Annotated in this window: 20 protein-coding genes and 4 pseudogenes; 13 read left to right on the top strand and 11 right to left on the bottom strand. The window is 60.3% G+C overall.

The genetic code is table 11. The features are described from left to right. Positions 1-154: 154 nt before the first annotated feature. Both GJU48_RS00825 and GJU48_RS00820 read left to right on the top strand, forming a co-directional pair. Positions 155-2,311, top strand: coding sequence for an outer membrane assembly lipoprotein YfiO (locus GJU48_RS00825; protein ID WP_094952060.1), 2,157 nt, complete (start codon positions 155-157; stop codon positions 2,309-2,311). Further along, complete coding sequence (locus GJU48_RS00820; RefSeq protein ID WP_094952061.1) at positions 2,308-3,012, top strand: DUF3142 domain-containing protein; 705 nt, start codon at positions 2,308-2,310, stop codon at positions 3,010-3,012. The genes GJU48_RS00825 and GJU48_RS00820 overlap by 4 nt, the downstream gene beginning before the upstream one ends. A 521-nt stretch (positions 3,013-3,533) precedes the next feature. Here the strand turns inward: GJU48_RS00820 and GJU48_RS00815 are convergent. The 11 genes from GJU48_RS00815 to GJU48_RS00765 form a co-directional block, all read right to left on the bottom strand. Further along, on the bottom strand, positions 3,534-4,994 hold the full coding sequence (locus tag GJU48_RS00815; protein ID WP_094953063.1) for an efflux transporter outer membrane subunit: 1,461 nt from the start codon (positions 4,992-4,994) through the stop codon (positions 3,534-3,536). Continuing rightward, positions 4,991-6,049 (bottom strand): HlyD family secretion protein, encoded by a 1,059-nt coding sequence (locus tag GJU48_RS00810; protein ID WP_094953064.1) that lies wholly within the window; start codon positions 6,047-6,049, stop codon positions 4,991-4,993. Before GJU48_RS00810 ends, GJU48_RS00815 begins: the two co-directional genes overlap by 4 nt. A gap of 14 nt (positions 6,050-6,063) precedes the next feature. Then, positions 6,064-7,599 carry an MFS transporter gene (locus GJU48_RS00805; protein WP_094953065.1) on the bottom strand — a complete coding sequence of 512 codons (1,536 nt, stop codon included), beginning with the start codon at positions 7,597-7,599 and terminating at the stop codon, positions 6,064-6,066. 198 nt (positions 7,600-7,797) lie between these two features. Continuing rightward, on the bottom strand, positions 7,798-8,718 hold the full coding sequence (locus tag GJU48_RS00800; RefSeq protein WP_094953066.1) for a LysR family transcriptional regulator: 921 nt from the start codon (positions 8,716-8,718) through the stop codon (positions 7,798-7,800). Between the two features lie 52 nt (positions 8,719-8,770). After that, on the bottom strand, positions 8,771-9,319 hold the full coding sequence (locus tag GJU48_RS00795; RefSeq protein WP_176462997.1) for a TonB family protein: 549 nt from the start codon (positions 9,317-9,319) through the stop codon (positions 8,771-8,773). 198 nt (positions 9,320-9,517) lie between these two features. Then, positions 9,518-10,366 carry an ABC transporter permease gene (locus tag GJU48_RS00790; RefSeq protein WP_094953068.1) on the bottom strand — a complete coding sequence of 283 codons (849 nt, stop codon included), beginning with the start codon at positions 10,364-10,366 and terminating at the stop codon, positions 9,518-9,520. Between the two features lie 11 nt (positions 10,367-10,377). Then, positions 10,378-11,229 (bottom strand): ABC transporter ATP-binding protein, encoded by an 852-nt coding sequence (locus GJU48_RS00785; RefSeq protein ID WP_094953069.1) that lies wholly within the window; start codon positions 11,227-11,229, stop codon positions 10,378-10,380. A gap of 20 nt (positions 11,230-11,249) precedes the next feature. Then, a complete protein-coding gene (locus tag GJU48_RS00780) occupies positions 11,250-12,143 on the bottom strand; it encodes a TauD/TfdA dioxygenase family protein (protein ID WP_094953070.1) in 894 nt (297 codons plus the stop codon). Between the two features lie 214 nt (positions 12,144-12,357). Further along, positions 12,358-13,722, bottom strand: a complete 1,365-nt coding sequence (locus GJU48_RS00775) for an HlyD family type I secretion periplasmic adaptor subunit (protein WP_094953071.1) — start codon at positions 13,720-13,722, stop codon at positions 12,358-12,360. Beyond that, on the bottom strand, positions 13,712-15,868 hold the full coding sequence (locus tag GJU48_RS00770; RefSeq protein WP_094953073.1) for a type I secretion system permease/ATPase: 2,157 nt from the start codon (positions 15,866-15,868) through the stop codon (positions 13,712-13,714). Before GJU48_RS00770 ends, GJU48_RS00775 begins: the two co-directional genes overlap by 11 nt. 40 nt (positions 15,869-15,908) lie before the next feature. Beyond that, positions 15,909-17,267: a TolC family outer membrane protein gene (locus GJU48_RS00765; RefSeq protein ID WP_094953072.1), complete on the bottom strand. Its 1,359-nt coding sequence runs from the start codon at positions 17,265-17,267 to the stop codon at positions 15,909-15,911. A 338-nt stretch (positions 17,268-17,605) separates the two neighbouring features. Between GJU48_RS00765 and GJU48_RS25555 the strand changes: the two are divergent. From GJU48_RS25555 to GJU48_RS25540, 11 genes and pseudogenes are all read left to right on the top strand, one after another. Continuing rightward, positions 17,606-21,458: pseudogene (locus tag GJU48_RS25555) on the top strand (retention module-containing protein). After that, positions 21,455-21,646 (top strand): immunoglobulin-like domain-containing protein, encoded by a 192-nt coding sequence (locus GJU48_RS25840; RefSeq protein WP_155295902.1) that lies wholly within the window; start codon positions 21,455-21,457, stop codon positions 21,644-21,646. Before GJU48_RS25555 ends, GJU48_RS25840 begins: the two are co-directional and overlap by 4 nt. 50 nt (positions 21,647-21,696) lie before the next feature. Further along, entirely contained in the window at positions 21,697-21,945 is a 249-nt protein-coding gene (locus tag GJU48_RS25835) for an immunoglobulin-like domain-containing protein (RefSeq protein ID WP_452603452.1), read from the top strand. Further along, positions 21,936-22,981 (top strand): annotated as a pseudogene (locus GJU48_RS00725) (immunoglobulin-like domain-containing protein). Before GJU48_RS25835 ends, GJU48_RS00725 begins: the two are co-directional and overlap by 10 nt. Then, entirely contained in the window at positions 22,936-23,262 is a 327-nt protein-coding gene (locus GJU48_RS25550; RefSeq protein ID WP_371923443.1) for an immunoglobulin-like domain-containing protein, read from the top strand. Before GJU48_RS00725 ends, GJU48_RS25550 begins: the two are co-directional and overlap by 46 nt. 13 nt (positions 23,263-23,275) lie before the next feature. Beyond that, positions 23,276-23,488 carry an immunoglobulin-like domain-containing protein gene (locus GJU48_RS00715; RefSeq protein WP_155295899.1) on the top strand — a complete coding sequence of 71 codons (213 nt, stop codon included), beginning with the start codon at positions 23,276-23,278 and terminating at the stop codon, positions 23,486-23,488. 200 nt (positions 23,489-23,688) lie between these two features. Then, entirely contained in the window at positions 23,689-24,807 is a 1,119-nt protein-coding gene (locus GJU48_RS00710) for an immunoglobulin-like domain-containing protein (RefSeq protein WP_155295898.1), read from the top strand. After that, a pseudogene (locus GJU48_RS00705) lies at positions 24,804-25,901 on the top strand (immunoglobulin-like domain-containing protein); the annotation flags it as partial. The gene GJU48_RS00710 and the pseudogene GJU48_RS00705, both read left to right, overlap by 4 nt. 15 nt (positions 25,902-25,916) lie before the next feature. After that, positions 25,917-26,156, top strand: a complete 240-nt coding sequence (locus GJU48_RS00700; protein WP_371923442.1) for an immunoglobulin-like domain-containing protein — start codon at positions 25,917-25,919, stop codon at positions 26,154-26,156. Then, positions 26,111-26,314, top strand: coding sequence for an immunoglobulin-like domain-containing protein (locus tag GJU48_RS25545; protein WP_371923441.1), 204 nt, complete (start codon positions 26,111-26,113; stop codon positions 26,312-26,314). The genes GJU48_RS00700 and GJU48_RS25545 overlap by 46 nt, the downstream gene beginning before the upstream one ends. Before the next feature lie 50 nt (positions 26,315-26,364). After that, positions 26,365-26,849: pseudogene (locus GJU48_RS25540) on the top strand (immunoglobulin-like domain-containing protein); the annotation flags it as partial. Positions 26,850-26,872: the final 23 nt, after the last annotated feature.

Here is a 26,872-nt window from a genome sequence, read left to right as displayed (position 1 = left end):
AGCCCCATGCGTGAATGACCGCCACTCTAGGACAAAAGCCCATTATTCGCTGCTGGAATCGGACAAATCAGCGATTTGTGTAGGCCTTCACCGATGCACTTGTCGGATCACGCTATGATTGCCCCCTCAAAGGACTAAGGATCAAGGACACGTCATGCGTATCGGTTTTCTGTCTCCCCTGGCCCTGGCGCTGCTCGCCGGCCTTTCCTTCCAGGCCCAAGCCAGTGGCGATGACTCGTGCTACCCCGACTGGCGGGTATCGCGCGACAGCCTCGAAGGGTGCAGCAACCTGCCCTTTCTGAGCCCGGGCAATGACAGCCGGGTCAACCTGCGCCTGTTGCTGGCCGACAAGCAGGTGGCGCCCCTGACGCCGAATGCGCTGGGTGAAACGGATCTGGAAGAAGGCTTCGGCCCGGTGCCGTTCCCGGTGTATCGCCTCACACCGATGACCGATGCCAGCGCCGAAAAACCCGACGCGACGCCTGCGCCCAACAAGCTCGATGAGCTGTTGGCCTCGCAGGGTATCGCACGTGAAAGCGACAAAGCTGCGGGTGATACCTTCCTGAGCGGCGAAGGCAGCCGCTGCCGCAGCAACGACGACAGCAGCGCCACGGCGTTCGTCAGCCAGGTAATCAAGGCCGACCTGCCCGAGCCGGAGCGCCGCTTACTGATCGCGGGCCGCCTGCACCTGCTTGGCGCCTGTACCTGGGAAGGCGCAAGCCTGGGCGACCCGGAGCAAATCCAGTCAGCCCCAGGCCGCGAGCTGCGCACCTACCTTCAAGCCGCCGGCGACTTCTACAGCGGCCGGTTCGGCGACGCACAACGCGGCTTTGTCGCGGCCGCCGCCGGCAGCCTGCCGTGGGTCAAGGAAACGGCGCTGTACATGATCGCCCGTACCGAGCTGAACCAAGCCCAGGAAAACGCCTTCGATGAATACGGCATGCCGCAGCTGGAGCGTGTGGATAAGTCGGTGTTGGCCAATAGCGAAACCAGCTTCAACCTGTACCTGAAAACTTACCCACAGGGTGAATACGCCGCCTCCGCCCAAGGCCTGTTGCGCCGCGTGCATTGGCTGGCGGGCGATACCGACAAGCTGGCGAACGCGCTGGCTGCGCAATTGAGCGCTGAGCCGCGCAACGTGTCGTTGGATGACCTGGTGCAGGAAACCGACAACAAACTGCTGAGCGTCACCCAAACACCTGCGGCCAACCCACTGATGCTGGCGCTCAATGACTTGATGTGGATGCGCGCCGGCAACCCGCCCAAACTGACCCGCGAGGCCTTGACCGAGCAGAAGGCGGTGTTCGCCCAAGAACCGGCGCTGTACGACTACGTGCAAGCCGCCTTTGCCCTGTACGTCGAGCATCAACCCGACCACGCCTTGAAACTGCTGCCTCAGGACGTGCCTGCGAGCCTGAACTACTTCGCCTTCAGCCAGCAGACCCTGCGCGGCCTCGCCCTGGAAGCCAAGCAAGACTGGAACAGCGCCGAAGCGCTGTGGTTGAAACTCTTGCCACTGGCCAAGCAACCCTTGCAGCGCGACCAGTTGGAGCTGGCCCTGGCGATGAATTACGAGCGCAGCGGCCAACTGGCCAAAGTGTTCGCGAGCGACTCGCCGATCAGCGCTAAACAGGTGCGCTATATCTTGCTGCGTAACATCGCAGGCCAGGAATTGCTGCGTCAGCAGATCACCCAGGCCAGCGACCCGGCCGAACGCGAAACCGCCCAATTTGTGCTGCTCTACAAAGACCTGCTGCGCGGCCAATACGCCACCTTCGCCGAAGACCTCAAGCAACTGCCAGCCTCGGCGCCAGAGGACAAACTCGGCACCAGCCTGGGTTACGTCTACAGCGATGGCTACTCGCTGAAGCTGTTCCAATGGAACGGCGACAAAGCCGAATCCGGCTACGCCTGCCCGAGCATTGCGCAAATCGCCAGCACTCTGCAGGCCGATCCGAAAAACCCCAAGGGCCTGAACTGCCTGGGTGAGTTCATCCTCAGCAACCATCTGGACGGCATGCCGCTGGACCAGGCGCGCGCCGCCGGCAGCCTGGGCAGCACTGCCTCGCTGTTCAAAGGCGAAGCCTTTTCGCGGCTCGACGGTTACCGCCAGGTCATCGCCAACCCCAAGGCTGCGCATAACGACAAGGCCTACGCACTGTTTCGCGCGATCAACTGCTATGCGCGGTCCGGCTATAACAACTGCGGCGGTGAGGATGTGGATAAATCCGTACGCAAAGGCTGGTTCCGCCAGCTGAAAACCGGGTTTGCCGACACCGAGTGGGCCGAGTCACTGAAGTACTACTGGTGAAACACCTGTGGCTAGGCTTGCTGTTGCTGGCAAGCCCGGCCTTTGCTGCGGTTGACGCCCGCGACTACGACGCCTTCTGGCTGTGGAGTGGCGTCACACCGCAGCCGGTGCTCAAGCAGGCGAAAACCCTGTACATCCTCCAGGGCCAGATCAACTCCACCCGCCGCGCCCCTCAGCGCGGCGTGCAGTTCATCGCCCAAGGCATCAGCGTACCGCGCATTACCCAGGGTGAAGTTTGGGTGGTCTACCGCGCCCACACCCTGCACTGGCCGGAGCAGGTCTACAGCCAATTGCTCGGCCAAGTGCAACGCTGGCGCGACGCCGGCAACCCAGTGGTCGGCATCCAGATCGACTTCGACGCTCGCACCCAGTACCTGCACGAATACGCCGACTTCCTGCGCGACCTGCGCCAACGCTTGCCAGCCGACCTGCGCCTGAGCATCACCGGCCTGATGGACTGGAGCAGCAACGCCGACCCAACCGCCATCGCCCAGCTCAAAGGCGTGGTGGATGAAGTGGTGGTGCAGACGTACCAAGGGCGCCACAGCATCCCAGATTACGCGGCGTATCTGCCACGGATGAACCGGCTGGGGCTGCCGTTCAAGGTCGGGTTGATTCAGGGTGGCGCGTGGGAGGAACCGGGGTATTTGAAGGGGAGTGAGTGGTTTCGGGGGTATGTGGTGTTTTTGCAGAACCCGTAATCACGCAATATCCCCTGAGGGAGCGGGCTTGCCCGCGATAGCGTCAGTTCAGTCAACGTGGTGTGAGTCTCTTGCTTTGCCCTGCTTTTGCTTCTACCACTCAGGTCGGCTACTAGGCCGCCGTGCTCTTGCTTTTGATCTTGATCTTGATCTTGATCTTGATCTGAGGCGCCCCGTTAACCACGATGGCCGAACGCAGGCTTGAATCCGTGGGTAACCCGGCAGGACGCCGGGTTAGCCGCGATGGGCCAAGGATGGCCCATGGCGGCGGCCCACGGATTCAAGCCGGAGTGAGGGCATGCCGAGCCTAGGCGAGGCACCGAGTGGTGGGGCAAGAGCCCTTTTGGTTACTTTTGGGGCTCTTTTCCAAAAGTGACCCGCCGTAAGGGCGGAACCCTAAGCAGCCGTTACCGCAGCAACGGATATGTACTCAATCTACCTAAACCATCACAGCTAAACCACAAAAAGTGGTAGATACCTATGCTCATCGCGGGCAAGCCCGCTCCCACATGGCGTTGTATTTAGCCTGCAGGAAGGGAGGCTGTTTCAGGGTAGACGGATTGCCAACCGCCACCCAACGCCTTGTACAACCCGACCATGGCCAATGACACACCGGTGGAGCTTTCCACCCACTGCTCCTGCGTTGCCAATAGCGCACTTTGCACGGTCAGCACGTTGACAAAATCCACCACGCCTTCGACGTACTGCTGTTGCGCGGTGCTCAAGGCGATCTGGTTTTGGCGCACCGCTTCGGCAAGGCTGTCGCGGCGCAGTTGGCTGGCGTTGTAGCGGGTCAGTTGGTCGTCGATCTCATGCCAGGCGCGCAGCACGGTTTGCTGGTAGGCGAGCGCGGCTTCCTGTTGCTGCGCTTCACGCAGGTTCAACACGCCTTGCAGCCGGCCGCCATTGAACAGCGGCAGGCTGAACTGTGGGCCGAAGGCAAACGCGCGCGAGCCCCACGAGCCGAAATCCGACAGTTGCATGGCCTGTGAACCGAGGCTGCCGGACAAGGTGATACGCGGGTAGAAATCCCCCTTGGCCACGCCGATAGTGGCGGTTGCGGCGTGCAGGCGCGCCTCGGCCTGGCGGATGTCTGGGCGGCGTTCGGCAAGTTCCGACGGCAGGCCAATGGCGACCTGGCGTTGGGTTTGCGGCACGGCAGCATCCTTGGACAATTGCGCATGCAGCGCTTGCGGCGGCTCGCCCATCAACAGGCTCAGGGCGTTGATCAGTTGGTCCTGGCGCTGCTGCAAATCCGGCAGCCGTGCTTCGATGGCGGCTACTTGGGCGGCGGCTTCGGCCACGTCCAGGTCAGTCGCTACGCCGTCGGCCAGGCGCAGTTGCGAGAGCTTGAGGCTGTGGCGCGCAACATCGAGGTTTTGCTCGGTGACGGCGCGGGTGTTCTGCACACCGCGCAGTTGGATGTAGTCCTGGGCGGTCTCGGCAAGCACCGACAGCAGCACGGCGCGGCGGTCGTTTTCGGCGACTTGCAGGGTGGCGTCAGCGGCTTCGGTTTCGCGTTTGACCCGGCCCCAGAGGTCCAGCTCCCAGGCGGCGGAGAAGCCCATGTCCCACTCGTTGAACGCCGAACGGCCGTTCTCGCCGGAGGGGTCGCTCAAGCCTTTGCCGCTATTGCGTTTGCGCTGGTAAGCCCCCGTGGCATCGACATTGGGATAGCGCTCGGCGGTGGTCACCTGGCGCACGGCACGGCTTTGTTGCAAGCGGCTGCTGGCCAGTTTCAGGTCAAGGTTGTCGGTAAGGGCGCGGCGTGTGAGGGCCGAGAGCTGTTCGTCGTGAAACACGTCCCACCAACGCTCTTGCAAAGGATCGGTGACGGCGCGGCTGGCAGCCTGCCGGCCCTGGGGCTCGCTCCATTGGGTGACTTGCGGGCTTTGTGGCCGCTGGAAATCCGGGCCGACGGTGCAGGCGCTCAGGCTGATCAGGCTGATCAGGCTCAAGGTGAGCCAGGCAAACGGCTTCATTGCTGGGCCACCTCACGCGGCTGCGCGACTGATTGGGTGTCGACGCTGGCTTCCACCGACATGCCGACACGCAGGCGCTCGGTCAGTGGCTGATTGGGTTCGAGCACGATTTTCACTGGGATGCGTTGCACCACCTTGGTGAAGTTACCGGTGGCGTTGTCGGGTTTGACCGACGCAAAGGTCACCCCGGTAGCCGGCGCGAGGCTTTCCAGGTGGCCCTTGAGCAGTTCGCCGTCGAGGCTGTCGACGCGCACCTGCACGGCTTGGCCGGCGTGCATATGCCACAGTTGGGTTTCCTGAAAGTTGGCCACCACATAAGCCTCGGCCAACGGCACCACGGCGAGGATCTTGCTGCCCGGCGTCACATACGCACCGACGCGCACCGCGCGTTCACCGACCATGCCATCCACCGGCGCCACAATGCGCGTGTAGGACAGCTGATAGCTGGCCATTTCCAACGCCGCCTGGGCGCGCTTGAGCCCACCTTCGGCGGCATCGCGCTGGGCGGTGAGGATCTCCACCTGCTTGCGCTCGGCCGCCAGCACCGCCGTGGCATTGGCCAGGCGTGCGGTGGCCTGGTCGATGCGGGTCTTGGCCTGCTGGGCGTTCTGTACGGTGCCCGCGCCAACACCGGCGAGGTGGTTGTAGCGGTTCAGTTCGTGCTCGGCGAAGGCCACTTCGGCGCGGTCTGCCGCTACGGTGGCCTGGGCCTGGGCGATCACCGAGCTCTGGCGCTCAAGGGTCGCGGTGGCGTTTTTCAGTTGGGCTTGGGCGACAAGCGTGTCGGCGTCGGCAGCCTGCGCGGCGGCGCGAAAGTCGCGGTCGTCGATCAGCGCCAACAGTTGGCCAGCCTTGACCCGCTGGTTGTCTTCTACCAGCACTTCCTTGATAAAACCGGCTACGCGCGGCGCCACCAGGGTGAAGTCGGCGGCGACGAAGGCGTCGTTGGTAGTCTGGCGCTTGCTGCCCAACAGGCCGGGCGCGACCAGGTACACCAGCATGCCGACAGCAAACACGGCGATAACGGAGACGGCAATTTTGTCTTTGCGTTTCATGAAAATTCCTTGTGCTAGGTCGGTGTGCGCGGCGGAAAAATCCGCGTGGGCATCCAGAAAATCAGCAGGATCAACGCCACTGCGACACCCGCCATGACGTAATAAAGGTCCGAAGAGGTCAGCACCACGGCCTGCTCATGCAGCCGGTGCGCCAGGCCCGGCGCGTCGCCGTCGGCCAGGGGCGAGTTGCCCAGTCGGTCCACCAGCATGGTTGAGTGAAAGTGCAGGCGCTGGGTGGTCAGCACATCAATCACGGCGGTGGCGACCACCGCCGCAAGGCCTTTGACGGTGTTGAACCAAGCCGAGGCGAACGGCCCATCTATCGGTTGGATGCTGCCGGTGGACAGCATCAGCAGCGGCAACACCGCCATGGGTTGCCCGAAGATTTGCAGCAGGTACAGGCCATAGAAGTCGTCGCGAATCCACTCCGAGGTCAGGTGCGCGCTGCCAATGCAACACAGCACCAGCATGCTCAACCCGATCCCCAGTACCCACCGGCAATCGACCCAGCGCAGGTTGCACAGCGCCGCCACCAGCGGCAGCGCGATCAACTGCGGCAACGCCATCAGCAGCATCACTGGCGCGGTTTGCAGCGGCCGGTAACCCTGGACCTGGGCGAGGAAGCTCGAGGGGATGATGATCACTGAGGTCAGCACCATCAGCACGCCCGCCAGCACGATCAAGGCAAAGGCCAGGTTGCGCAGGCCGAGCATCTGCAACTTGAAGAACGGAATCGGCTGCGACCATTCATTCACCAGAAACAGCACCAGCAACAGCGTGCCCGCGCTCAACAGGAAGGTGATCAGGCCGGACTCGAACCAGTCCAGGCGATTGCCCTGCAACAGGCCGATCACCAGCATGCAGATCGCCGGGAAGCCCAGCAGCAGGCCGCGCCAGTTGAACTGCTTGAAGCGCTCCAGGCGCAGCGGATCCTGCGGTAAGCCGTAGGCCACGGCAGCCATCGCCAGCAGGCACGGCGCAACGATTTGCCAGAACGCCCACTGCCAGCCGACGTATTCGGTCCACAGCGCAGCCAACGGCGTGCCCAGGCTTGGGCCGAAGGTGGCGGTGAGCGCGTAGCCGGCCAGGCCGTACAGTTTGACGTTGGCCGGCAGGAAGCGCAGCGCCACGGTCATCAACATCGGCGGCAACGCGCCACCGGCCAGGCCTTGCACGGTGCGCAGCAGCAGCAGGGTCTCGTAGTTCGGCGCAAACGGGCACAGGATGCCCAGCACCGTGAACAGGCCGATGGCGCACAGCGTGAAGCGGCGCAGGGAAAACGTCACCGAGCACCACGGCGCAAACGCCATGGCCGCCACCGAGGTCGCGGTGTAGGCGGCGACCAGCCAGGTGCCTTCGTCAAAGCCGATGTACAGCGCACCACGGATATCCGCGAGGGCCACCTTGGTGACCATCTCATTGAGGCCGGACACCAGCACCGCCAACAGCACGCCGACCAGGCCGATGATGATGCGTGGGCCGAACACGGGCGGGTTGAGCGCAGTGGGTTTGGCTGCAGCCTGGAGAGCGGGGGCAGCGAGGGATGTCATGAACAAGTAACTCGGGATTAGAAATACCCGAGCAGTTTAATCAGGCACACACATGACAAAAAAGTTACTTGTCGGCAGGTTATAAGTGCATCAGACGCAACTGTTGGCCGTAGCTTGATCCTGTGGGCGCCGGGCTTGCCAGCGATGCAAACAATTCGGTCTGCCCAGGCCCACATTTTGATCGAGTGCACCTGAGATTCAGGTGGGCTGGGCTTCCAGCCAGGTGGCATGGCAGCTCTCGCGCATGGTTTCGCGCAGCCATTTGTGGGCCGGGTCTTTGTCGAAACGTGGGTGCCAGGATTGCGCGAGCACCAGGGTCGGCAGGGAAATCGGCAGCGGGAATGAGCGCAGTGGCAGGTTCAGGCGGGTGGCGCTCAAGAGGGCTTCCTTGGGCACCGGCAGCAGCAGGTCGGAGTCGGTCAGCATGAACATCGCGCCATGGAAGCCTGGGGCGATCATCGCCACGCGGCGCTCCAGGCCCTGGGCATTCAACGCGGTGTCGATCGGCCCGCGAGCGATGCCGCGCCGCGAAATGCTGATGTGGGAATAGCTGGCAAAACGTGCTGCGGTGATTTCTTCGTCGAACAACGGGTGATCTTGCCGCGCCAGGCCGACAAAGGTGGTGGAGAACAGGTTCTGCACCTTCACTTCGGGGCTGGAGGGCATGGTGTTGCTTACTCGCAGGTCCAGCCGCCCTTCGCGCAGCGCCTCGTCGTCGGTGTCGCCTTCGGGCACGAAGCACAGCTCGCACAGCGGTGCCACGCGTTCCATGGTGTCGAACAGGCGACCGCCATACACACCGATAAAGAAGTCATTGGCACGCACGCTGAAACGCCGGCGCAAGGTGCTCAGGTCAACCTGATCCGCCGAGCGAAACAACAACGCCGCCTGCTCCACCACACTGCGCACCTGGCCTTGCAGCTGCAGGGCCTTGGGCGTCGGCACCAGGCCGCGACCGGCGCGCACCAGGATCGGATCGCCCACCGCCTCGCGAATGCGTGTGAGGGTGCGGCTCATGGCCGCCGGGCTGAGGTTCATGCGTCGCGCGGCGCCGACCACGCTGCCCTCGTCGAGCAAGGCGTCGAGGGCGACCAACAGGTTCATGTCCGGAAGTTGCATGCCAAGCACTCGTGGTCAGTGGGGAGTGAACTGGGCGCAATCGTAGCAGGCTTTACAGGTAACGCCTCAGGCTGCGAGGCAGGTATTGGGCGAAGGTGGATTTGGGATTCGCCTGGCACTTGCGCACGATTTCCGGCAAAGCGTTTTCCAGCTCATCGGCGCGAGCCAGGCCTTCGTTGTAGTCACTTTTACCGCTTAACGCCGGGAACATCACCGCCACACGGGTGATGGCAAAGCTCTTTATGGCAATTAACGGGCGGGTGGGATGGTCGCGACGGAACTGGCTGACTTCTTCGTTCAACGCGCGGCAGGATTGATAGGTGGTTTGCGTAAAGGTCAGTTGAACCGCTTCAGTGCGCGCCGGTTCAGGCGAGAAGATCATGTCGTTGTGCGCCTCGATGACCGCTGGCTGATCGGCAGTCACCGTCCAGGGTTTGAAGCGCCATTGTGTGGCCGCGTCCACGCCGGCGGCGCCGAAAGCAGGCTGGGTGGCGCTGAGCGCTTTTACATCGCTGACCGTTCCGTCGCTGTGAATATTCAGGCTGATGCGCGCATGCCCCTGGGTGTTGATCATGTTTTGAGGGTAATGCGGCTTGGGCATCAAAACCGCTTCAGGCGCGAATTGAGCAAAAACCGAAGTCGATAACAACAAGGCCGCTGCCAAGACAAAAAGCCGCATCTTCGTAAATCCTTTTACCAGACATGCCTGACGCCAGGGCGACGTCAGGTTCGGGCAGCATTATCAGCGCCAGCGCGGACAAAGAGCAATTATTAAGCGCGCAAGAGCAATTATTCCTATTTAGCGCTGCATGCCCCAGCGTTTCACCGTCAGCCGTTCGAAGGTGTCGAACACTAGGTTCTCCACCAGCAAGCCGATCAGAATCACCACCGCCAACCCGGCAAACACCTTGTCGGTGTACAGCTCGTTGCGGTTCTGGAAGATGTACCAACCCAACCCGCCCTTGCCGCTGGTGGCGCCGAACACCAGCTCGGCGGCGATCAACGTACGCCAGGCGAAAGCCCAGCCGATCTTGAGGCCGGCGAGGATCGACGGCAGCGCCGCCGGGATCAGGATGAACAGCACAAAACGCATACCCTTGAGGCCGTAGTTGCGCCCGGCCATGCGCAGGGTTTCGGACACGCCGAGAAACCCGGAATAGGTGTTCAGCGCCAAGGCCCACAGCACCGAATGCACCAGCACGAAAATCAGGCTGTTCTGCCCCAGGCCGAACCACAGCAGCGCCAGTGGCAGTAATGCAATCGCCGGCAACGGGTTGAACATCGAGGTCAGGGTGCTGAGCAGGTCGCGGCCCAACTGGGTCGACACCGCCAACGTGGTCAGGGCAAACGCCAGCACAATGCCGATCAGGTAGCCCTTGATCAGCACCGCCAGCGAGATGCTCACTTTGCTCAGCAGCTCGCCACTGAGCAGGCCATCAAACAGCGCCTGGGCCGTCTGCAAAAAGCTCGGCAGCAGCAAATCGTTGTTCTGGTAACGGGCAACCGCTTCCCACAGGATCGCCAGCACGATCAGGATCAGGCCCTTGCGCAGCCAGCCTTGTTGCCACAGACGTTGACGCAAGGGCAGTTCGCGCTCCACGGGGACGCTGAGCAGCGGTTGGAGGTTAACTTCAAATTCCTGGCGCATGGGCGGCCCCTTCAGTAAGCGATGCGGATATCGGCGAAACCCAACTCACGTTCGGCCTCGGGCGCTTCATCGAACAACAGGCGATGAATACGCCGCGCCGACGCCTGGAATTCCACACCGCCGAGGCTGTGCAGGTCGTATTGATGGCTGTGGATTTGCGCCCGCACGCGCCCAGGGTGTGGCGACAGCAACAGGATGCGATTGCCCACCACCAGGGCTTCTTCGATGGAGTGGGTGACGAACAACAGCGTGAAGCGCACCTCCTCCCAGAGCAGCAACAATTCTTCCTGCATCTTGCGCCGGGTCAGGGCATCGAGGGCGGCGAAGGGTTCGTCCATCAGCAGGATTTTCGGCTGCATGGCCAGCGCGCGCGCGATGGCTACACGGGCTTTCATGCCGCCGGACAGGGTGTGTGGGTAGGCATCGGCGAAGGCCGTGAGGCCGACTTTTTCGAGGTAGTGCAGCGCGCGTTCTTCGGCTTCGCGGCGCTTCAAGGTTTTCGACGCCAACAGCGGGAACATCACGTTCTGTTTGACGGTTTTCCACGGCGGCAGCTGGTCGAACTCCTGGAACACCACGATGCGATCCGGGCCAGGCTCTTCGACCTTTTGCCCGAGCAGGCGGATCTCGCCTTCGCAGGGTTTGATAAACCCGGCGATCGACTTGAGCAAGGTGGATTTGCCGCAGCCCGAAGGGCCGAGCAACACGTAGCGATCGGCCGGGTCGATTTCGAAACTGACCTGGTGGGTGGCCCGCACCACGCGCTCGGGCGTGCGGTATTCGAGGCTGACATGGTCCACCGCCAGCAACGGTTCGGCGGTGTTCAGGTTGCTGGCCGCGTGGCCTTGCAGGGGCGCGTTCATTTCAACTCTCTTGCAGGGGGTTAGAAAGGCGCATCGCCCTGGATGGTGGTGCGAAACAGCTTGCGGCGCAGATGGCTCGGGCAACCGGCCGCCAGGTGGATCAGCGAGCGGTTGTCCCAGAACACCAGGTCATGGGGCTGCCACTGGTGGCGGTAGATGTTGTGCGCCAGCACGCTGTGGGCGTAGAGCTGGGCCAGCAGGTCGCGGCTTTCATCCTCCGGCAGGTCGACGATGCGGGTGGTGAAGCCTTCGCTGACGAACAGCGCTTTGCGGCCGTTTTCCGGGTGGGTGCGCACAATTGGGTGCACCACTTCGGCCACTTGGGCGAGCTGTTCGGGGGTCAGCGTTGGGCGCCAGTTGCCTTCGAATTTAGTTTCGCTGTAGCGCGCGGTATATGAATGCGCGGCGCTGCGGCCTTCCACGGCGTTGCGCAGGTGCTTGGGCAGTTGGTCCCAGGCTTTGTGCATGTCAGCGAACAGCGTGTCGCCGCCTTCAAAGGGCAGTTCCTGGGCGTGCAGCATCGAGCCCAGGCTTGGCAGTTCCTTGTAGGACAGGTCCGAATGCCAGAACTTGCCCGCATCGCCCAGGCCGATGGATTGGCCGTTTTCGATGATGTTGGAGACGATCAGGATTTCCGGGTGGTTGGCCAGCAGGAACTGTTTGAGCACATGGATCTGCAACACGCCGAAGCGGCGGCTGAAGGCGATCTGTTGTTCGGGGGTGATGCGTTGGTCGCGAAATACCACGACGTGGTGGTCCAGGTGCGCGCGGTGGATGCGTGCGAAGTCCTGGTCGTTGACCGGGTGGGATAAATCCAGGCCGATGATCTCGGCGCCGACGCTGCCGGGGAATGGGCGGATGTCGAAGGACTGAGCGGTAGAGGTCGCTGTTGGAACAGTAGAGGTGGCGGACATGAAGGCACTCCCGGTCGGACAGGGGAGTGACTTTATAGATATAAGAACGGGCGATTAAATACCGTTAGTGAATATCGATATGCATTAGGGTTGGGATCTGCGGTGATGCTGATGGCGCAATCGCAGGCAAGCCAGCTCCCACATTCTGATTTGTGAACACATTCAAATGTTGGAGCTGGCTTGCCTGCGATGAGGCCCTGGCAGGCGATAGAGATTACCGCTCGTGCAACGCCTCGGCCCGCGCCTTGATGATCGGCTTGAGCAGGTAGCTCAGGATGCTTTTCTTGCCGGTAATGATATCCACCGAGGCGACCATGCCGGGGATGATCAGCAGTGGCTTCTCATCGGTGCCCAAGTGGCTGCGGTCGGTGCGCAGGGTGATCATGTAGTAGGTGGTTTTCTTGTCTTCATCGGTGATGGTGTCAGCGCCGATGCGTTCGAGCTTGGCCTTCAGGCCGCCATAGATGGTGTAGTCATAGGCGGTGAATTTGACGATCGCTTCTTGCCCCGGGTGCAGGAAGGCGATGTCTTGCGGGCGAATCTTGGCTTCCACCAGCAGGGTGTCGTTGAGCGGCACGATTTCGACCATGTCGCTGCCCGGCTGGATCACGCCGCCGACGGTGTTGACCAGCAATTGCTTGACGATACCGCGTACCGGCGAGGTGACCAGCGTACGGCTGACGCGGTCTTCCAGGGCGCGACCGGTGGATTCGGCCTTGTTCAGTTCGGTGCGGGCTTCGTTGAGCTGGGTCAGCGCTTCGCTGCGGAATTTGCCACGGGTTTCGTCGATCTTGCGCTGCACTTCCTTGATCGCTGATTCGGCGCGGGGAATCGCCAGGGTGGTGGCGTCCAACTGGCCACGGGTTTCCATTTCGGCACGCTTGAGGCGCAGCACTTCCACTGGCGATACCGCGCCCTGGGCCACCAGCGGCTCGGACATGTTGATTTCCTGGCGTTGCAGGGACAACTGGCTACGGTACTGGCCTTGCTTGGAGCTGAACTCGCGCAGTTCCTGTTGGCGCTGCACCAGTTGCTCCTGCAAACCACCGACTTCGTCTTTCAACTGCTGGCGGCGGCTTTCATACAAGGAGCGCTCGTTGGCGGCCTGGCTCGGCGCGGCCTTGAGCACGTCATCGGGGATGTTCAGCGGGCGGTCATCCACCTGCGCACTCAAGCGCTCAACGCGCAGTTGCATGGCCAGGCGCAAGGCTTCGGTTTCACCAGCGTTGGAGACAAACCGCGTGTCGTCGAGGCGAATCAACGGCGCGCCAGCCTCTACGATCTGGCCTTCCTTGACGTACAACTCGGAGACGATACCGCCTTCCAGGTTCTGGATTTTCTGCAGCTTGGACGACGGAATCGCCTTGCCGTCGCCTCGGGTGACTTCGTCGATGCTGGAGAAACCCGCCCACACCACCAGGAATACGAAGAACGCGATGATCGCCCAGATGGTCAGGCGGATTACCCGCGGTGCATCTTCGATCAGCGCTTTGTTGACCTCAGGCAGGGGCTGGCCCTGCAACGAGTCGGTGCCTTTGAAGTAGCGGCCAACCGCGCTTTTGATGGAGTTAAGCAACACTGATCTGCCCCTTTTTCAACGCTTCCATAACCACGGCTTTCGGGCCGTCCGCGAGGATCTGCCCACGGTCGACCACCAGCAGGCGGTCCACCAGGGAGAGCAGTGAGGCACGGTGGGTGACCAGCACCACGGTCTTGTTTTGCACCACGGCTTGCAGACGTTGTTTCAAGCGTTCTTCACCGGTGTTGTCCATGGCGCTGGTGGGTTCGTCCAACAGCAGGATGGGCGGGTTGAGCAATAGCGCGCGCGCCAGGGCGACGTTTTGCCGCTGGCCGCCGGACAGGTTCTGCCCACGCTCGCCAACTTGCAGCTCATAACCTTGGGGGTGCAGGCGCGCGAATTCGTGCACACCGGCCAGTTCGGCAGCTTGCAGGACCATTTCGTCTTCTACATAACGCGCACCCGAGACCAGGTTGTCGCGCAGGGTGCCGGCCAGCAATTGGATGTCTTGAGCGACGTAGCCGATGTTGTGGCGCAGTTCGCTCACGTCGATCTGGCGTACGTCCACGCCGTCCACCAGCAAGGCGCCGGAGTCGGGCTGGTAAAGGCCGACGATCAGTTTGGCGAGGGAGCTTTTACCCGAGCCACTGCGGCCGATAATGCCGATTTTTTCGCCCGGTTTGATCATCAGGTTGATGTTTTTCAACGCGGCGTTCTGTTGGTTCGGGTAAGTGAAGTTCAGGCCCCGGCACTCGATGGCACCTTGCAGGGTGCGACGGCTCATCGGGCGCTCTTCGAAATTGCGCTCTTGGGGCAGCTCCATCATCTGGTCCACCGAGGTCATGGTGACCTTGGCTTGCTGGTAACGGGTCAGCAGGCCCGACAGTGAGGCCAGTGGGCTCAAGGCGCGGCCACTGAGCATGTAGCAGGCAATCAGGCCGCCCATGCTGAGGTTGCCGTCGATGATCTGGTACACGCCGAACACGATCATGATCACGCCAGCCAGTTGCTGGATCAGCAGGGTCATGTTCATCGACAGGCCCGACAGCAATTTCACGCGCAGCTCAAGGCGGCTCAAGGTGCCGATGGTCTGTTCCCAACCGTACTGACGTTCGCTCTCGGCGTTGTTGACCTTGACCGCGTCCAACCCGGCGAGGGTTTCGATCAGGCTCGACTGGCGCTCGGCGGCCAGGGCCATGGTTCGTTCCATAGTCGCCACCAGCGGTTTTTGCAGGGCGTAGCCGATGCCCAGGGCAATGGGGAACGCCAGCACCGGCACCCATACCAAGTGGCCGCCGAGGATGGCGATCACCAAGAAGATCAGCAGGGTAAACGGCAGGTCGATCAGGCTGGTGAGGGTCAGCGAGGCGAGAAAATCGCGCAGGCTCTGAAACTCATGGATGTTCTGCGCGAAGCTGCCGACCCGTGCCGGCCGGTACTTCATGGACATGCCGACAATGCGCTCGAACAGCGTGGCCGAAATGATCAGGTCGGTCTTTTTACCGGCCAGGTCCAGGCACAGGCTGCGCAGGCTTTTGAGGATCAGGTCAAACAGGTACGCGCCGCAGATACCCACGGCCAGCACCCACAAGGTCGCCGTGGCCTGGTTGGGCACCACACGGTCGTACACGTTCATCACGAACAACGGCGCGGCCATCGCGATGATGTTGATCAGGAAGCTGGCGGCAATGGCGTCGGTGTAGAGCCAGCGCGAACGCTTGAGGGTGTCACGGAACCACGAACGCGCCCGAGGGATCAGGGTGCCGTGGTTGACGTCGAATTTGTGCTGCGGCTGGGCAAAGAAGACTTTGCCGATGTAGTCATCGGCCAACGCCTCGCGCTTGATCAGCACTTCACCGCCGTCGCTTTCGCTGAGCAGGATCCGTGCTTCATCTTCGCCTTGCCAACCCACCAATACGGCACTGCGACCGTCTTTGAGCAACAGCAGCGCCGGCAGTGCAATCGTCGGGATCTGTTCCAGCTTGCGTTGCAGCACACGGCCTTGCAGCCCGGCGCGCGCGGCTGCACGCGGCAGCAACTCGGCACTCAGGCGCTGCGAGGGCAACGGCAGGCCCGTGGTGAGCATGGCCGCGCTGGCCGGTTTTTGATGCAGGGCACAGAGCGCCAACAACCCGTCTAATAACGGGTCGTCGTGCAGCGTGCGTGGATCATGACTGAGATGAACTCGACCGACTTCGGATTCCACGCGCTGCACTCTCGACTAACAATTGGGCTATAGGTGTAGCTCAATTCATCCCGGGCAGTTGGACTTTAGGCTTCACGTCGTTCTGCACGACGGAGGCCATCGGTGCGACCACTCCCTGGCTCTTGAGCAATTCACCCATGGTCGCCTTGATTCGATATTGAGTAAATAACTGAATGTTCTTGATCTCTTCCAAACGACGCGAAGCGGTGAACAATTCGTTCTCGCTGTCGAGCAAATCCAGCAGGGTTCGCTGACCCAGACTAAACTGCTGCTGATAGGAGGTACGCACACGGGTGCTGTGATCCACGTACTGCTGGGCCACCGGCAACTGCGAATTCGCGTTGTTCAAGGCGTTCCAGGCCAGGCCCAGTTCTTCGTTGAGCTGGCGCAAAGCGTTGTTGCGGATGTCCAGTGCCTGGCTTGCCTGGTACGACTTGGATTGCAGGTCAGCCTTGTTGCTGCCACCGGCAAACAGGTTGAAGCGCATGCGCACCATGGCTTCCCAGCCGTTGTTGTGGCTGGCATCGCCGGAAACGTTGTTGTCGGCGTTGGTGCCAAGCTCGGCATCAAAGCGCGGGTAGAAGCTGGATTTGGCGGCTTCGTACTGGCTTTCGGCGGCGGAGATATCCGACTCGGCCGAACGCAGGATCGGGCTGTTGTCGAGCATCTGGCGACGCGCTTCATTCAGGTCAGCCGGCAGCATGGCCATGAACGGCGCCGGGCGCTCGAGCTGGTCGGGCATCTGGCCGACGGCGCTGAGGTAGTTGACCTGCGAGTCGGAGAGGTTGGTCTGCTCGGTGATCAGGTTGTTGCGGGCTTGGGCCAGACGCGCTTCGGCCTGGTCCTGGTCGGCACCGTTGCCGACGCCGCGCTGGGTGCGCAACTTGATCTGGTCGTAAATGCGTTCGTGGTTGCGCAGGTTTTCTTCAGCCAGGCGCACGAACTCACGACGGGTCAGTACATCCAGGTACACCTGGGCGACGGTCAACCCGGTGCGCTCGGAGGTGCCGAGTAGGGAGTAGGCACGGGAATTGACGTTGGCTTGTTGACGGCCGACTTCGCTGGACGTGGCGAAGCCGTCAAAAATCATTTGCTGCAGGCGCAGGCTGGATTCGCCGCGGTTGAGCGTGTCCCAGTGGTTGCCGTTTGGGCCGTTGACGGCGCGAGTGGTGGAGTTGTCGGTGCCTTCACGGCCGTAACCGGCGTTCAGGTCAACGCGAGGCAGGTAACCACCTTGTGCGGCGCGCAATTGGTAATCGGCAGCGATACGGCTGTTAACCCCGGCTTGGATTTCCGGGTGCACATCCAGGGCCTGTTGCATGGCCTGGGGCAATGTTTGGGCTTGTACAAAACTGGCGGCGAGAACGAACGGTATTGCCTTGAACAGGTGACGACGCATTTAAAAAATTCCCCAGGACTTCTTGTCTTAAATCACAGCGATTGGCACCGCTGCGTCGGATAATGGCTACCGTAATGACCGTACGTCGGAAAGTTCAAAGAGCGGAACTGCTTCACACATGTAGGACGGTTCGCCGCATAAATATCAATGTGACATTACGGAAGCGATTGTTTAGGATGGCGACCAGAAGGTCAATAGTTTGGCATAAACTAGATTGCTAAAAAATCTAGCCAATTATTTGACGTCATTAACATCATAGACTACGCCCCTCCTATCTGGCGTCCTAACTTGGGCTGCCACATGGATTTCATCAGAACGGAACACCGGAGAAAATTTTAATGAGCAGTGTTGTTGCCATCGTCAAAAGCATTGTTGGTCAAGTTTTCGTTATTTCTCCGGAGGGGGCGCGCCGCGTTCTGGTTGAAGGCGACCGCCTGTTCGCGGGTGACCAGATAGACACTGGCATGTCCGGCGCGGTCAGCCTTGAACTGGCCGATGGCCGCACGCTGGACTTGGGTCGGGATACTCAGTGGAGCGCCGATCTGCCGGACTCCAGCCTCGACTTGGCCGCCGCCACCGAGCAAGCCGCGCCTTCGGTTGCCGAGCTGCAGCAAGCCATCGCCGCCGGCGCCGACCCGACCACCGACCTGGAAGCCACTGCCGCAGGCGCCAACGCTACGGGTACCGGCGCGGCGGGCGGCGGCCACAGCTTCGTAGTGCTGGACGCGACCGCCGGCCGCGTCGACCCAACCATCGGCTTCCCGACCGGCCCGCTTGGCCAGGGCACCTCGACGCAAACTCAACTCACGGGCGCCCAAGGCTCCAGCGAAACAGGCAACCTGGTGTTGCAGCCCTCGACCCTGACCCTGAGCGCGACCCCGACCATCACCGAGGCCGGCGGCGTACTGACCTACACCGCCACGGTGACCCAGGCGCCGTCCAGCAACCTGAGCATCACCCTGTCCAACGGTGCGGTGATCACTATCCCTGCCGGCCAGACGACCGGCACCGTCAATGTACCGCTGGCGCCAAATGACAGCCCGTACATCGACCCAAGCCAGATCAGCGTCACCGTCACCGGCACCACCGGCGGCAACAACCTGGTGCTGACCATCGACCCTAACCCGGCCGTGACGCAGATTACCGACACCATCGACACCACCACCGTCACGCTGACGGCGGGTGAGACGGTGACTGAAGGCGGCCAGATCACCTACACCGCCACCTTGACCAACCCGGCGCAAACGCCGGTGACTGTCACCTTGAGCAATGGCTCGGTGATTACCATCAAGGCCGGGAGTCGTTGGCACCGTAGTCGTGGATACGCCGGCTAACGACGTCTACAACAACGGTTCGACCGTCACGACCACCATTACCGGTGCGACCGGCGGTAACTTTGAAAATCTGGTACCGAGCACTACGCCTGCGGTCACCACGATTACGGACTCGATCGACACCACCACGGTCACGCTGACCGCAGGCGAGACCGTGACCGAAGGCGGCCAGATCACCTACACCGCCACCTTGACCAACCCGGCGCAGACGCCAGTGACTGTCACTTTGAGCAATGGCTCGGTGATCACCATCAAGGCAGGCGAGTCGGTTGGCACTGTAGTCGTGGAGACGCCGGCTAACGACGTCTACAACAACGGTTCGACCGTCACGACCACCATTACCGGTGCGACCGGCGGTAACTTTGAAAATCTGGTACCGAGCACTACGCCTGCGGTCACCACGATTACGACTCGATCGACACCACACCGTCACGTGACGGCCGGGAGACCGTGACCGAAGGGGCCAGATCACCTACACCGCCACCTTGACCAACCCGGCGCAGACGCCAGTGACTGTCACTTTGAGCAATGGCTCGGTGATCACCATCAAGGCAGGCGAGTCGGTTGGCACTGTAGTCGTGGAGACGCCGGCTAACGATGTTTACAACAACGGTTCTACCGTCAGCACCACAATTACCGGTGCAACCGGCGGTAACTTTGAGAACTTGGTGCCGAGCACCACGCCTGCGGTCACCACCATTGTTGATTCGATCGACACCACTACCGTCACGTTGACGGCCGGTGAGACCGTGACCGAAGGTGGCCAGATCACCTACACCGCCACCTTGACCAACCCGGCGCAAACGCCGGTGACTGTCACCTTGAGCAATGGCTCGGTGATTACCATCAAGGCCGGCGAGTCCGTCGGCACGGTGGTCGTGGATACCCCGGCTAACGACGTTTACAACAATGGTTCGACCGTCTCGACCACCATTACTGGCGCGACCGGCGGCAACTTTGAAAATCTGGTACCGAGCACTACGCCTGCGGTTACTACGATTACGGACTCGATCGACACCACGACTGTCACGCTGACTGCTGGCCAGACCGTGACTGAAGGCGGGCAGATCACCTACACCGCCACCTTGACCAACCCGGCGCAGACGCCAGTGACTGTCACTTTGAGCAATGGCTCGGTGATCACCATCAAGGCAGGCGAGTCGGTTGGCACTGTAGTCGTGGAGACGCCGGCTAACGATGTTTACAACAACGGTTCTACCGTCAGCACCACAATTACCGGTGCACCGGCGGCAACTTTGAAAATCTGGTACCGAGCACTACGCCTGCGGTTACTACGATTACGGACTCGATCGACACCACGACTGTCACGCTGACTGCTGGCCAGACCGTGACTGAAGGCGGGCAGATTACTTACACCGCGACCTTAACCAACCCCGCGCAGACCCCGGTGACTGTCACTTTGAGCAATGGCTCGGTGATCACCATCAAGGCCGGTGAGTCGGTTGGCACCGTAGTCGTGGATACGCCGGCTAACGACGTCTACAACAACGGTTCACCGTCACACCACAATTACCGGTGCACCGGCGGTAACTTTGAGGACCGCGACCTTAACCAACCCCGCGCAGACCCCGGTGACTGTCACTTTGAGCAATGGCTCGGTGATCACCATCAAGGCCGGTGAGTCGGTTGGCACCGTAGTCGTGGATACGCCGGCTAACGACGTCTACAACAACGGTTCGACCGTCACGACCACCATTACCGGTGCGACCGGCGGTAACTTTGAAAATCTGGTACCGAGCACCACGCCTGCGGTCACCACCATTGTTGATTCGATCGACACCACTACCGTCACGTTGACGGCCGGTGAGACCGTGACCGAAGGTGGCCAGATCACCTACACCGCCACGTTGACCAACCCGGCGCAGACGCCGGTGACTGTCACCTTGAGCAATGGCTCGGTGATCACGATCAAAGCGGGTGAGTCGGTTGGCACCGTAGTCGTGATACGCCGGCTAACGACGTCTACAACAACGGTTCGACCGTCACGACCACCATTACCGGTGCGACCGGCGGTAACTTTGAAAATCTGGTACCGAGCACTACGCCTGCGGTCACCACGATTACGGACTCGATCGACACCACCACGGTCACGCTGACCGCAGGCGAGACCGTGACCGAAGGTGGCCAGATCACCTACACCGCCACGTTGACCAACCCGGCGCAGACGCCGGTGACTGTCACCTTGAGCAATGGCTCGGTGATCACGATCAAAGCGGGTGAGTCGGTTGGCACCGTAGTCGTCGACACCCCGCCGAACGATGTCTACGTCAACGGCAGCACTGTCAGCACCACTATTACGGGCGCGACGGGCGGCAACTTCGAAAACCTGGTGCCGAGCACGACACCAGCGGTCACCACCATCACAGATTCGATCGACACCACAACCGTGACGCTGACCGCGCCGACCGAGGCGAACGAAGGTGGTCAGATTACGTACACCGCTACGCTTTCTAACAAAGCGGGCACTGACGTCACTCTGAAACTCGATAATGGTTCGACCATTACCATCAAGGCTGGCGATACCGTCGGCACGGTGACTGTTCCGGCGCCTAGCGATGACGTGTTCATCGACAAGAGCACCCAGACGGTCAAGATCACTGACACTACTGGCGGCAACTTCGAGAAGTTGGAAGTTGCGGGCAATGGTGCGACCACGACGATTAACGACACCATCGACAAAGTTGATGTGGTTCTGACCGCGACCAACACTATCGGCGAAGGCGGCAACATCGTTTACACCGCTTCGCTGGTCGACAAGTCGGGTAACGCGGTGACCAACATCACCAACCCGTTGACCGTACCCTGGATAACGGCAAAACCATCACCATCGGTGTGAACCAGTCCAGCGGTACCGTCACCGTCGTAGCACCGAACGACGTCTACAAAGGCGACCAGACCGTCACCACCGCGATCACTAACGTGACGGGCGGCGCGCATTTCGAAAACCTGGTGCCAGGTACCACGCCGGTTAACACCACGGTCACGGACACCCCGGGCACCACCGATCTCACCAGTGTCACCTGACTGCTCCGACTGAGGTTAGCGAAGGTGGCCAGATCACCTACACCGCGACCTTGAGCAACAAGGCCGGCACCGACGTCACCCTGAAATTGGATAATGGCTCGAGCATCACCATTAAGGCAGGCGACACCGTCGGCACTGTGACTGTCCCAGCGCCAAGCGATGACGTGTTCATCGATAAGAGCACTCAGACGTCAAGATCACCGACACCGCTGGCGGCAACTTCGAGAAGTTGGAAGTTGCGGGCAATGGTGCGACCACGACGATTAACGACACCATCGACAAAGTTGATGTGGTTCTGACTGCCACCACCACTGTTGGTGAGGGCGGCAACATCGTTTACACCGCTTCGCTGGTCGACAAGTCGGGTAACGCGGTGACCAACATCACCAACCCGTTGACCGTGACACTGGATAACGGCCAAACAATCACCATCGGCGTTAATCAGTCGAGCGGCAACGTCACGGTTGTAGCTCCAGATGATGTGTACAAAGGCGATCAAACCGTCACTACCGCCATCAAAGGTGTAACCGGCGGCGAGCACTTTGAAAACTTAGTACCTGGCACCACGCCGGTTAACACCACCGTCACGGATACTCCGGGCACCGATAACACCACCACAGTTACGCTGACCGCGCCAAGCGCAGTCAACGAGGGTGGCCAGATCACTTACACCGCGACCTTGAGCAACAAGGCCGGCACCGACGTCACCCTGAAATTGGATAATGGCTCGAGCATCACCATTAAGGCAGGCGACACCGTCGGCACTGTGACTGTCCCAGCGCCAAGCGATGACGTGTTCATCGATAAGAGCACTCAGACGGTCAAGATCACCGACACTACTGGCGGCAACTTCGAAAAACTGGAAGTTGCAGGCAACGGCGCAACCACGACGATCAATGACACCATCGACAAGGTCGATGTCGTACTGACCGCCACCACCACCGTCGGCGAAGGCGGCAACATCGTCTACACCGCCAGCCTTGTGGATAAAAACGGCACGCCGGTGACTAACATCACCAACCCGCTGACCGTCACTCTGGATAACGGTAAAACCATCACCATCGGTGTGAACCAGTCCAGCGGCAACGTCACGGTTGTAGCTCCGATGATGTCTACAAAGGCGATCAAACCGTTACCACGGCCATCAAAGGCGTGACTGGCGGCGAGCATTTCGAAAATCTGGTTCCTGGGACCGATAAAGTCACCACGACTGTGACTGATACTCCGAGCACCGATAACACCACCACCGTTACGCTGACCGCCCCTGGCGCAGTAACGAGGGCGGTGAGATTACGTACACCGCTACGCTTTCCAATAAAGCGGGCACCGACGTAACGCTGAAACTCGACAACGGCTCGACCATCACCATCAAGGCGGGCGACACCGTCGGGACCGTTACTGTCCCAGCACCTAGCGATGACGTGTTCATCGATAAGAGCACTCAGACGGTCAAGATCACCGACACCGCTGGCGGTAACTTCGAGAAATTGGAAGTTGCAGGCAACGGCGCAACCACGACGATCAATGACACCATCGACAAGGTCGATGTCGTACTGACCGCGACCACCACTATGGGAAGGCGGCAACATCGTTTACACCGCAAGCCTTGTGGATAAAAACGGCGCGCCGGTGACTAACATCACCAACCCGCTGACCGTCACTCTGGATAACGGTAAAACCATCACCATCGGTGTGAACCAGTCCAGCGGCAACGTCACGGTTGTAGCTCCAGATGATGTCTACAAAGGTGATCAAACCGTTACCACGACCATCAAAGGCGTGACTGGCGGCGAGCATTTCGAAAATCTGGTTCCTGGGACCGATAAAGTCACCACACTGTGACTGATACTCCGAGCACCGATAACACCACCACCGTTACGCTGACCGCCCCTGGCGCAGTTAACGAGGGCGGTGAGATTACGTAACCGCTACGCTTTCTAACAAAGCGGGCACTGACGTTACTCTGAAACTCGAAAGGTCGACCATACCATAAGGCGGGCGACACCGTCGGCACTGTGACTGTCCCGGCGCCTAGCGATGACGTGTTCATCGATAAGAGCACTCAGACGGTCAAGATCACCGACACCGCTGGCGGCAACTTCGAGAAGTTGGAAGTTGCGGGCAATGGTGCGACCACGACGATTAACGACACCATCGACAAAGTTGATGTGGTTCTGACCGCGACCAACACTATCGGCGAAGGCGGCAACATCGTTTACACCGCTTCGCTGGTCGACAAGTCGGGTAACGCGGTGACCAACATCACCAACCCGTTGACCGTGACACTGGATAACGGCCAAACAATCACCATCGGCGTTAATCAGTCGAGCGGCAACGTCACGGTCGTAGCTCCAGATGTCTACAAAGGCGATCAAACCGTCACTACCGCCATCAAAGGCGTGACTGGCGGCGAGCACTTTGAAAACCTGGTGCCAGGCACCACGCCGGTTAACACTACCGTTACCGATACACCGAGTACTGCTGATACCACTACCGTCACGCTGACCGCGCCGAGCGCAGTGAACGAGGGTGGCCAGATTACGTACACCGCTACGCTTTCCAATAAAGCGGGCACTGACGTAACGCTGAAACTCGACAACGGCTCGACCATCACCATCAAGGCAGGCGATACCGTCGGCACTGTGACTGTCCCAGCGCCAAGTGATGACGTGTTCATCGATAAGAGCACTCAGACCGTCAAGATCACCGACACCGCTGGCGGTAACTTCGAGAAGCTCGAAGTTGCAGGCAACGGCGCAACCACGACGATCAATGACACCATCGACAAGGTCGATGTCGTACTGACCGCGACCACCACTATCGGCGAAGGCGGCAACATCGTTTACACCGCCAGCCTTGTGGATAACAAGGCGGGCACTGACGTAACGCTGAAACTCGACAACGGCTCGACCATCACCATCAAGGCGGGCGACACCGTCGGCACTGTGACTGTCCCAGCGCCAAGCGATGACGTGTTCATCGATAAGAGCACTCAGACGGTCAAGATCACCGACACTACTGGCGGCAACTTCGAAAAACTGGAAGTTGCAGGCAACGGCGCAACCACGACGATCAATGACACCATCGACAAGGTCGATGTCGTACTGACCGCCACCACCACCGTCGGCGAAGGCGGCAACATCGTCTACACCGCCCGGTGACTAACATCACCAACCCGCTGACCGTCACTCTGGATAACGGTAAAACAATCACCATCGGTGTGAACCAGTCCAGCGGCAACGTCACGGTTGTAGCTCCAGATGATGTATACAAAGGTGATCAAACCGTTACCACGGCCATCAAAGGTGTGACTGGCGGCGAGCACTTTGAAAACCTGGTGCCAGGCACCACGCCGGTTAACACCACCGTCACGGATACTCCGGGCACCGACAACACCACGACGGTAACTCTGACTGCTCCGACTGAGGTTAGCGAAGGTGGCCAGATCACCTACACCGCGACCTTGAGCAACAAGGCCGGCACCGACGTCACCCTGAAATTGGATAATGGCTCGAGCATCACCATTAAGGCAGGCGACACCGTCGGCACTGTGACTGTCCCAGCGCCAAGCGATGACGTGTTCATCGATAAGAGCACTCAGACCGTCAAGATCACCGACACCGCTGGCGGCAACTTCGAGAAGTTGGAAGTTGCAGGCAACGGCGCCACTACCACAATCAATGACACCATCGACAAGGTCGATGTCGTACTGACCGCCACCACCACCGTCGGCGAAGGCGGCAACATCGTCTACACCGCCAGCCTTGTGGATAAAAACGGCACGCCGGTGACTAACATCACCAACCCGCTGACCGTCACTCTGGATAACGGCCAAACAATCACCATCGGCGTTAATCAGTCGAGCGGCACCGTCACGGTCGTAGCTCCTGATGATGTCTATAAAGGTGATCAAACCGTTACCACGACCATCAAAGGCGTGACTGGCGGCGAGCATTTCGAAAATCTGGTTCCTGGGACCGATAAAGTCACCACGACTGTGACTGACACACCAGGCACTGACAACACCACGACGGTAACCCTGACCGCTCCGACTGAAGTTAGCGAGGGTGGTCAAATCACCTACACCGCGACCTTGAGCAACAAGGCGGGCACTGACGTAACGCTGAAATGAAATGGCTCGAGCATCACCATTAAGGCAGGCGACACCGTCGGCACTGTGACTGTCCCAGCGCCAAGCGATGACGTGTTCATCGATAAGAGCACTCAGACCGTCAAGATCACCGACACCGCTGGCGGCAACTTCGAGAAGTTGGAAGTTGCAGGCAACGGCGCCACTACCACAATCAATGACACCATCGACAAGGTCGATGTCGTACTGACCGCCACCACCACCGTCGGCGAAGGCGGCAACATCGTCTACACCGCCAGCCTTGTGGATAAAAACGGCACGCCGGTGACTAACATCACCAACCCGCTGACCGTCACTCTGGATAACGGTAAACAATCACCATCGGCGTTAATCAGTCGAGCGGCACCGTCACGGTCGTAGCTCCTGATGATGTCTATAAAGGCGACCAAACCGTCACCACCGCTATCAAAGGTGTAACCGGCGGCGAGCATTTCGAAAATCTGGTTCCTGGGACCGATAAAGTCACCACAACTGTGACTGATACTCCGAGCACCGATAACACCACCACCGTTACCTGACCGCTCCGACTGAAGTTAGCGAGGGTGGTCAAATCACCTACACCGCGACCTTGAGCAACAAGGCGGGCACTGACGTAACGCTGAAACTCGACAACGGCTCGACCATCACCATCAAGGCGGGCGACACCGTCGGCACTGTGACTGTCCCAGCGCCAGCGATGACGTGTTCATCGATAAGAGCACTCAGACGGTCAAGATCACCGACACTACTGGCGGCAACTTCGAGAAATTGGAAGTTGCAGGCGATGGCGCGACTACCACGATCAACGACACCATCGACAAAGTCGATGTCGTCCTGACCGCGACCACCACTATTGGTGAAGGCGGCAACATCGTTTACACCGCAAGCCTTGTGGATAAAAACGGCGCGCCGGTGACTAACATCACCAACCCGCTGACCGTCACTCTGGATAACGGTAAAACAATCACCATCGGCGTTAATCAGTCGAGCGGCACCGTCACGGTCGTAGCTCCTGATGATGTCTATAAAGGCGACCAAACCGTCACCACCGCTATCAAAGGTGTAACCGGCGGCGAGCATTTCGAAAATCTGGTTCC

Source organism: Pseudomonas sp. IB20, assembly GCF_009707325.1.
Classification (GTDB): Bacteria; Pseudomonadota; Gammaproteobacteria; order Pseudomonadales; family Pseudomonadaceae; genus Aquipseudomonas.
Note: the sequence above shows the minus strand (reverse complement) of the source record. Positions and strands in the feature narration are given on the sequence as shown.

Bases quoted from the DNA above. Each gene is read 5' to 3' on its own strand.
- GJU48_RS00780 (WP_094953070.1), bottom strand. From the start codon at position 12,143: ATGTCCGCCACCTCTACTGTTCCAACAGCGACCTCTACCGCTCAGTCC.
- GJU48_RS00800 (WP_094953066.1), bottom strand. From the start codon at position 8,718: ATGCAACTTCCGGACATGAACCTGTTGGTCGCCCTCGACGCCTTGCTC.
- GJU48_RS00805 (WP_094953065.1), bottom strand. From the start codon at position 7,599: ATGACATCCCTCGCTGCCCCCGCTCTCCAGGCTGCAGCCAAACCCACT.
- GJU48_RS00795 (WP_176462997.1), bottom strand. From the start codon at position 9,319: ATGCCCAAGCCGCATTACCCTCAAAACATGATCAACACCCAGGGGCAT.
- GJU48_RS00810 (WP_094953064.1), bottom strand. From the start codon at position 6,049: ATGAAACGCAAAGACAAAATTGCCGTCTCCGTTATCGCCGTGTTTGCT.
- GJU48_RS00815 (WP_094953063.1), bottom strand. From the start codon at position 4,994: ATGAAGCCGTTTGCCTGGCTCACCTTGAGCCTGATCAGCCTGATCAGC.
- GJU48_RS00825 (WP_094952060.1), top strand. From the start codon at position 155: ATGCGTATCGGTTTTCTGTCTCCCCTGGCCCTGGCGCTGCTCGCCGGC.
- GJU48_RS00790 (WP_094953068.1), bottom strand. From the start codon at position 10,366: ATGCGCCAGGAATTTGAAGTTAACCTCCAACCGCTGCTCAGCGTCCCC.
- GJU48_RS00765 (WP_094953072.1), bottom strand. From the start codon at position 17,267: ATGCGTCGTCACCTGTTCAAGGCAATACCGTTCGTTCTCGCCGCCAGT.
- GJU48_RS00785 (WP_094953069.1), bottom strand. From the start codon at position 11,229: ATGAACGCGCCCCTGCAAGGCCACGCGGCCAGCAACCTGAACACCGCC.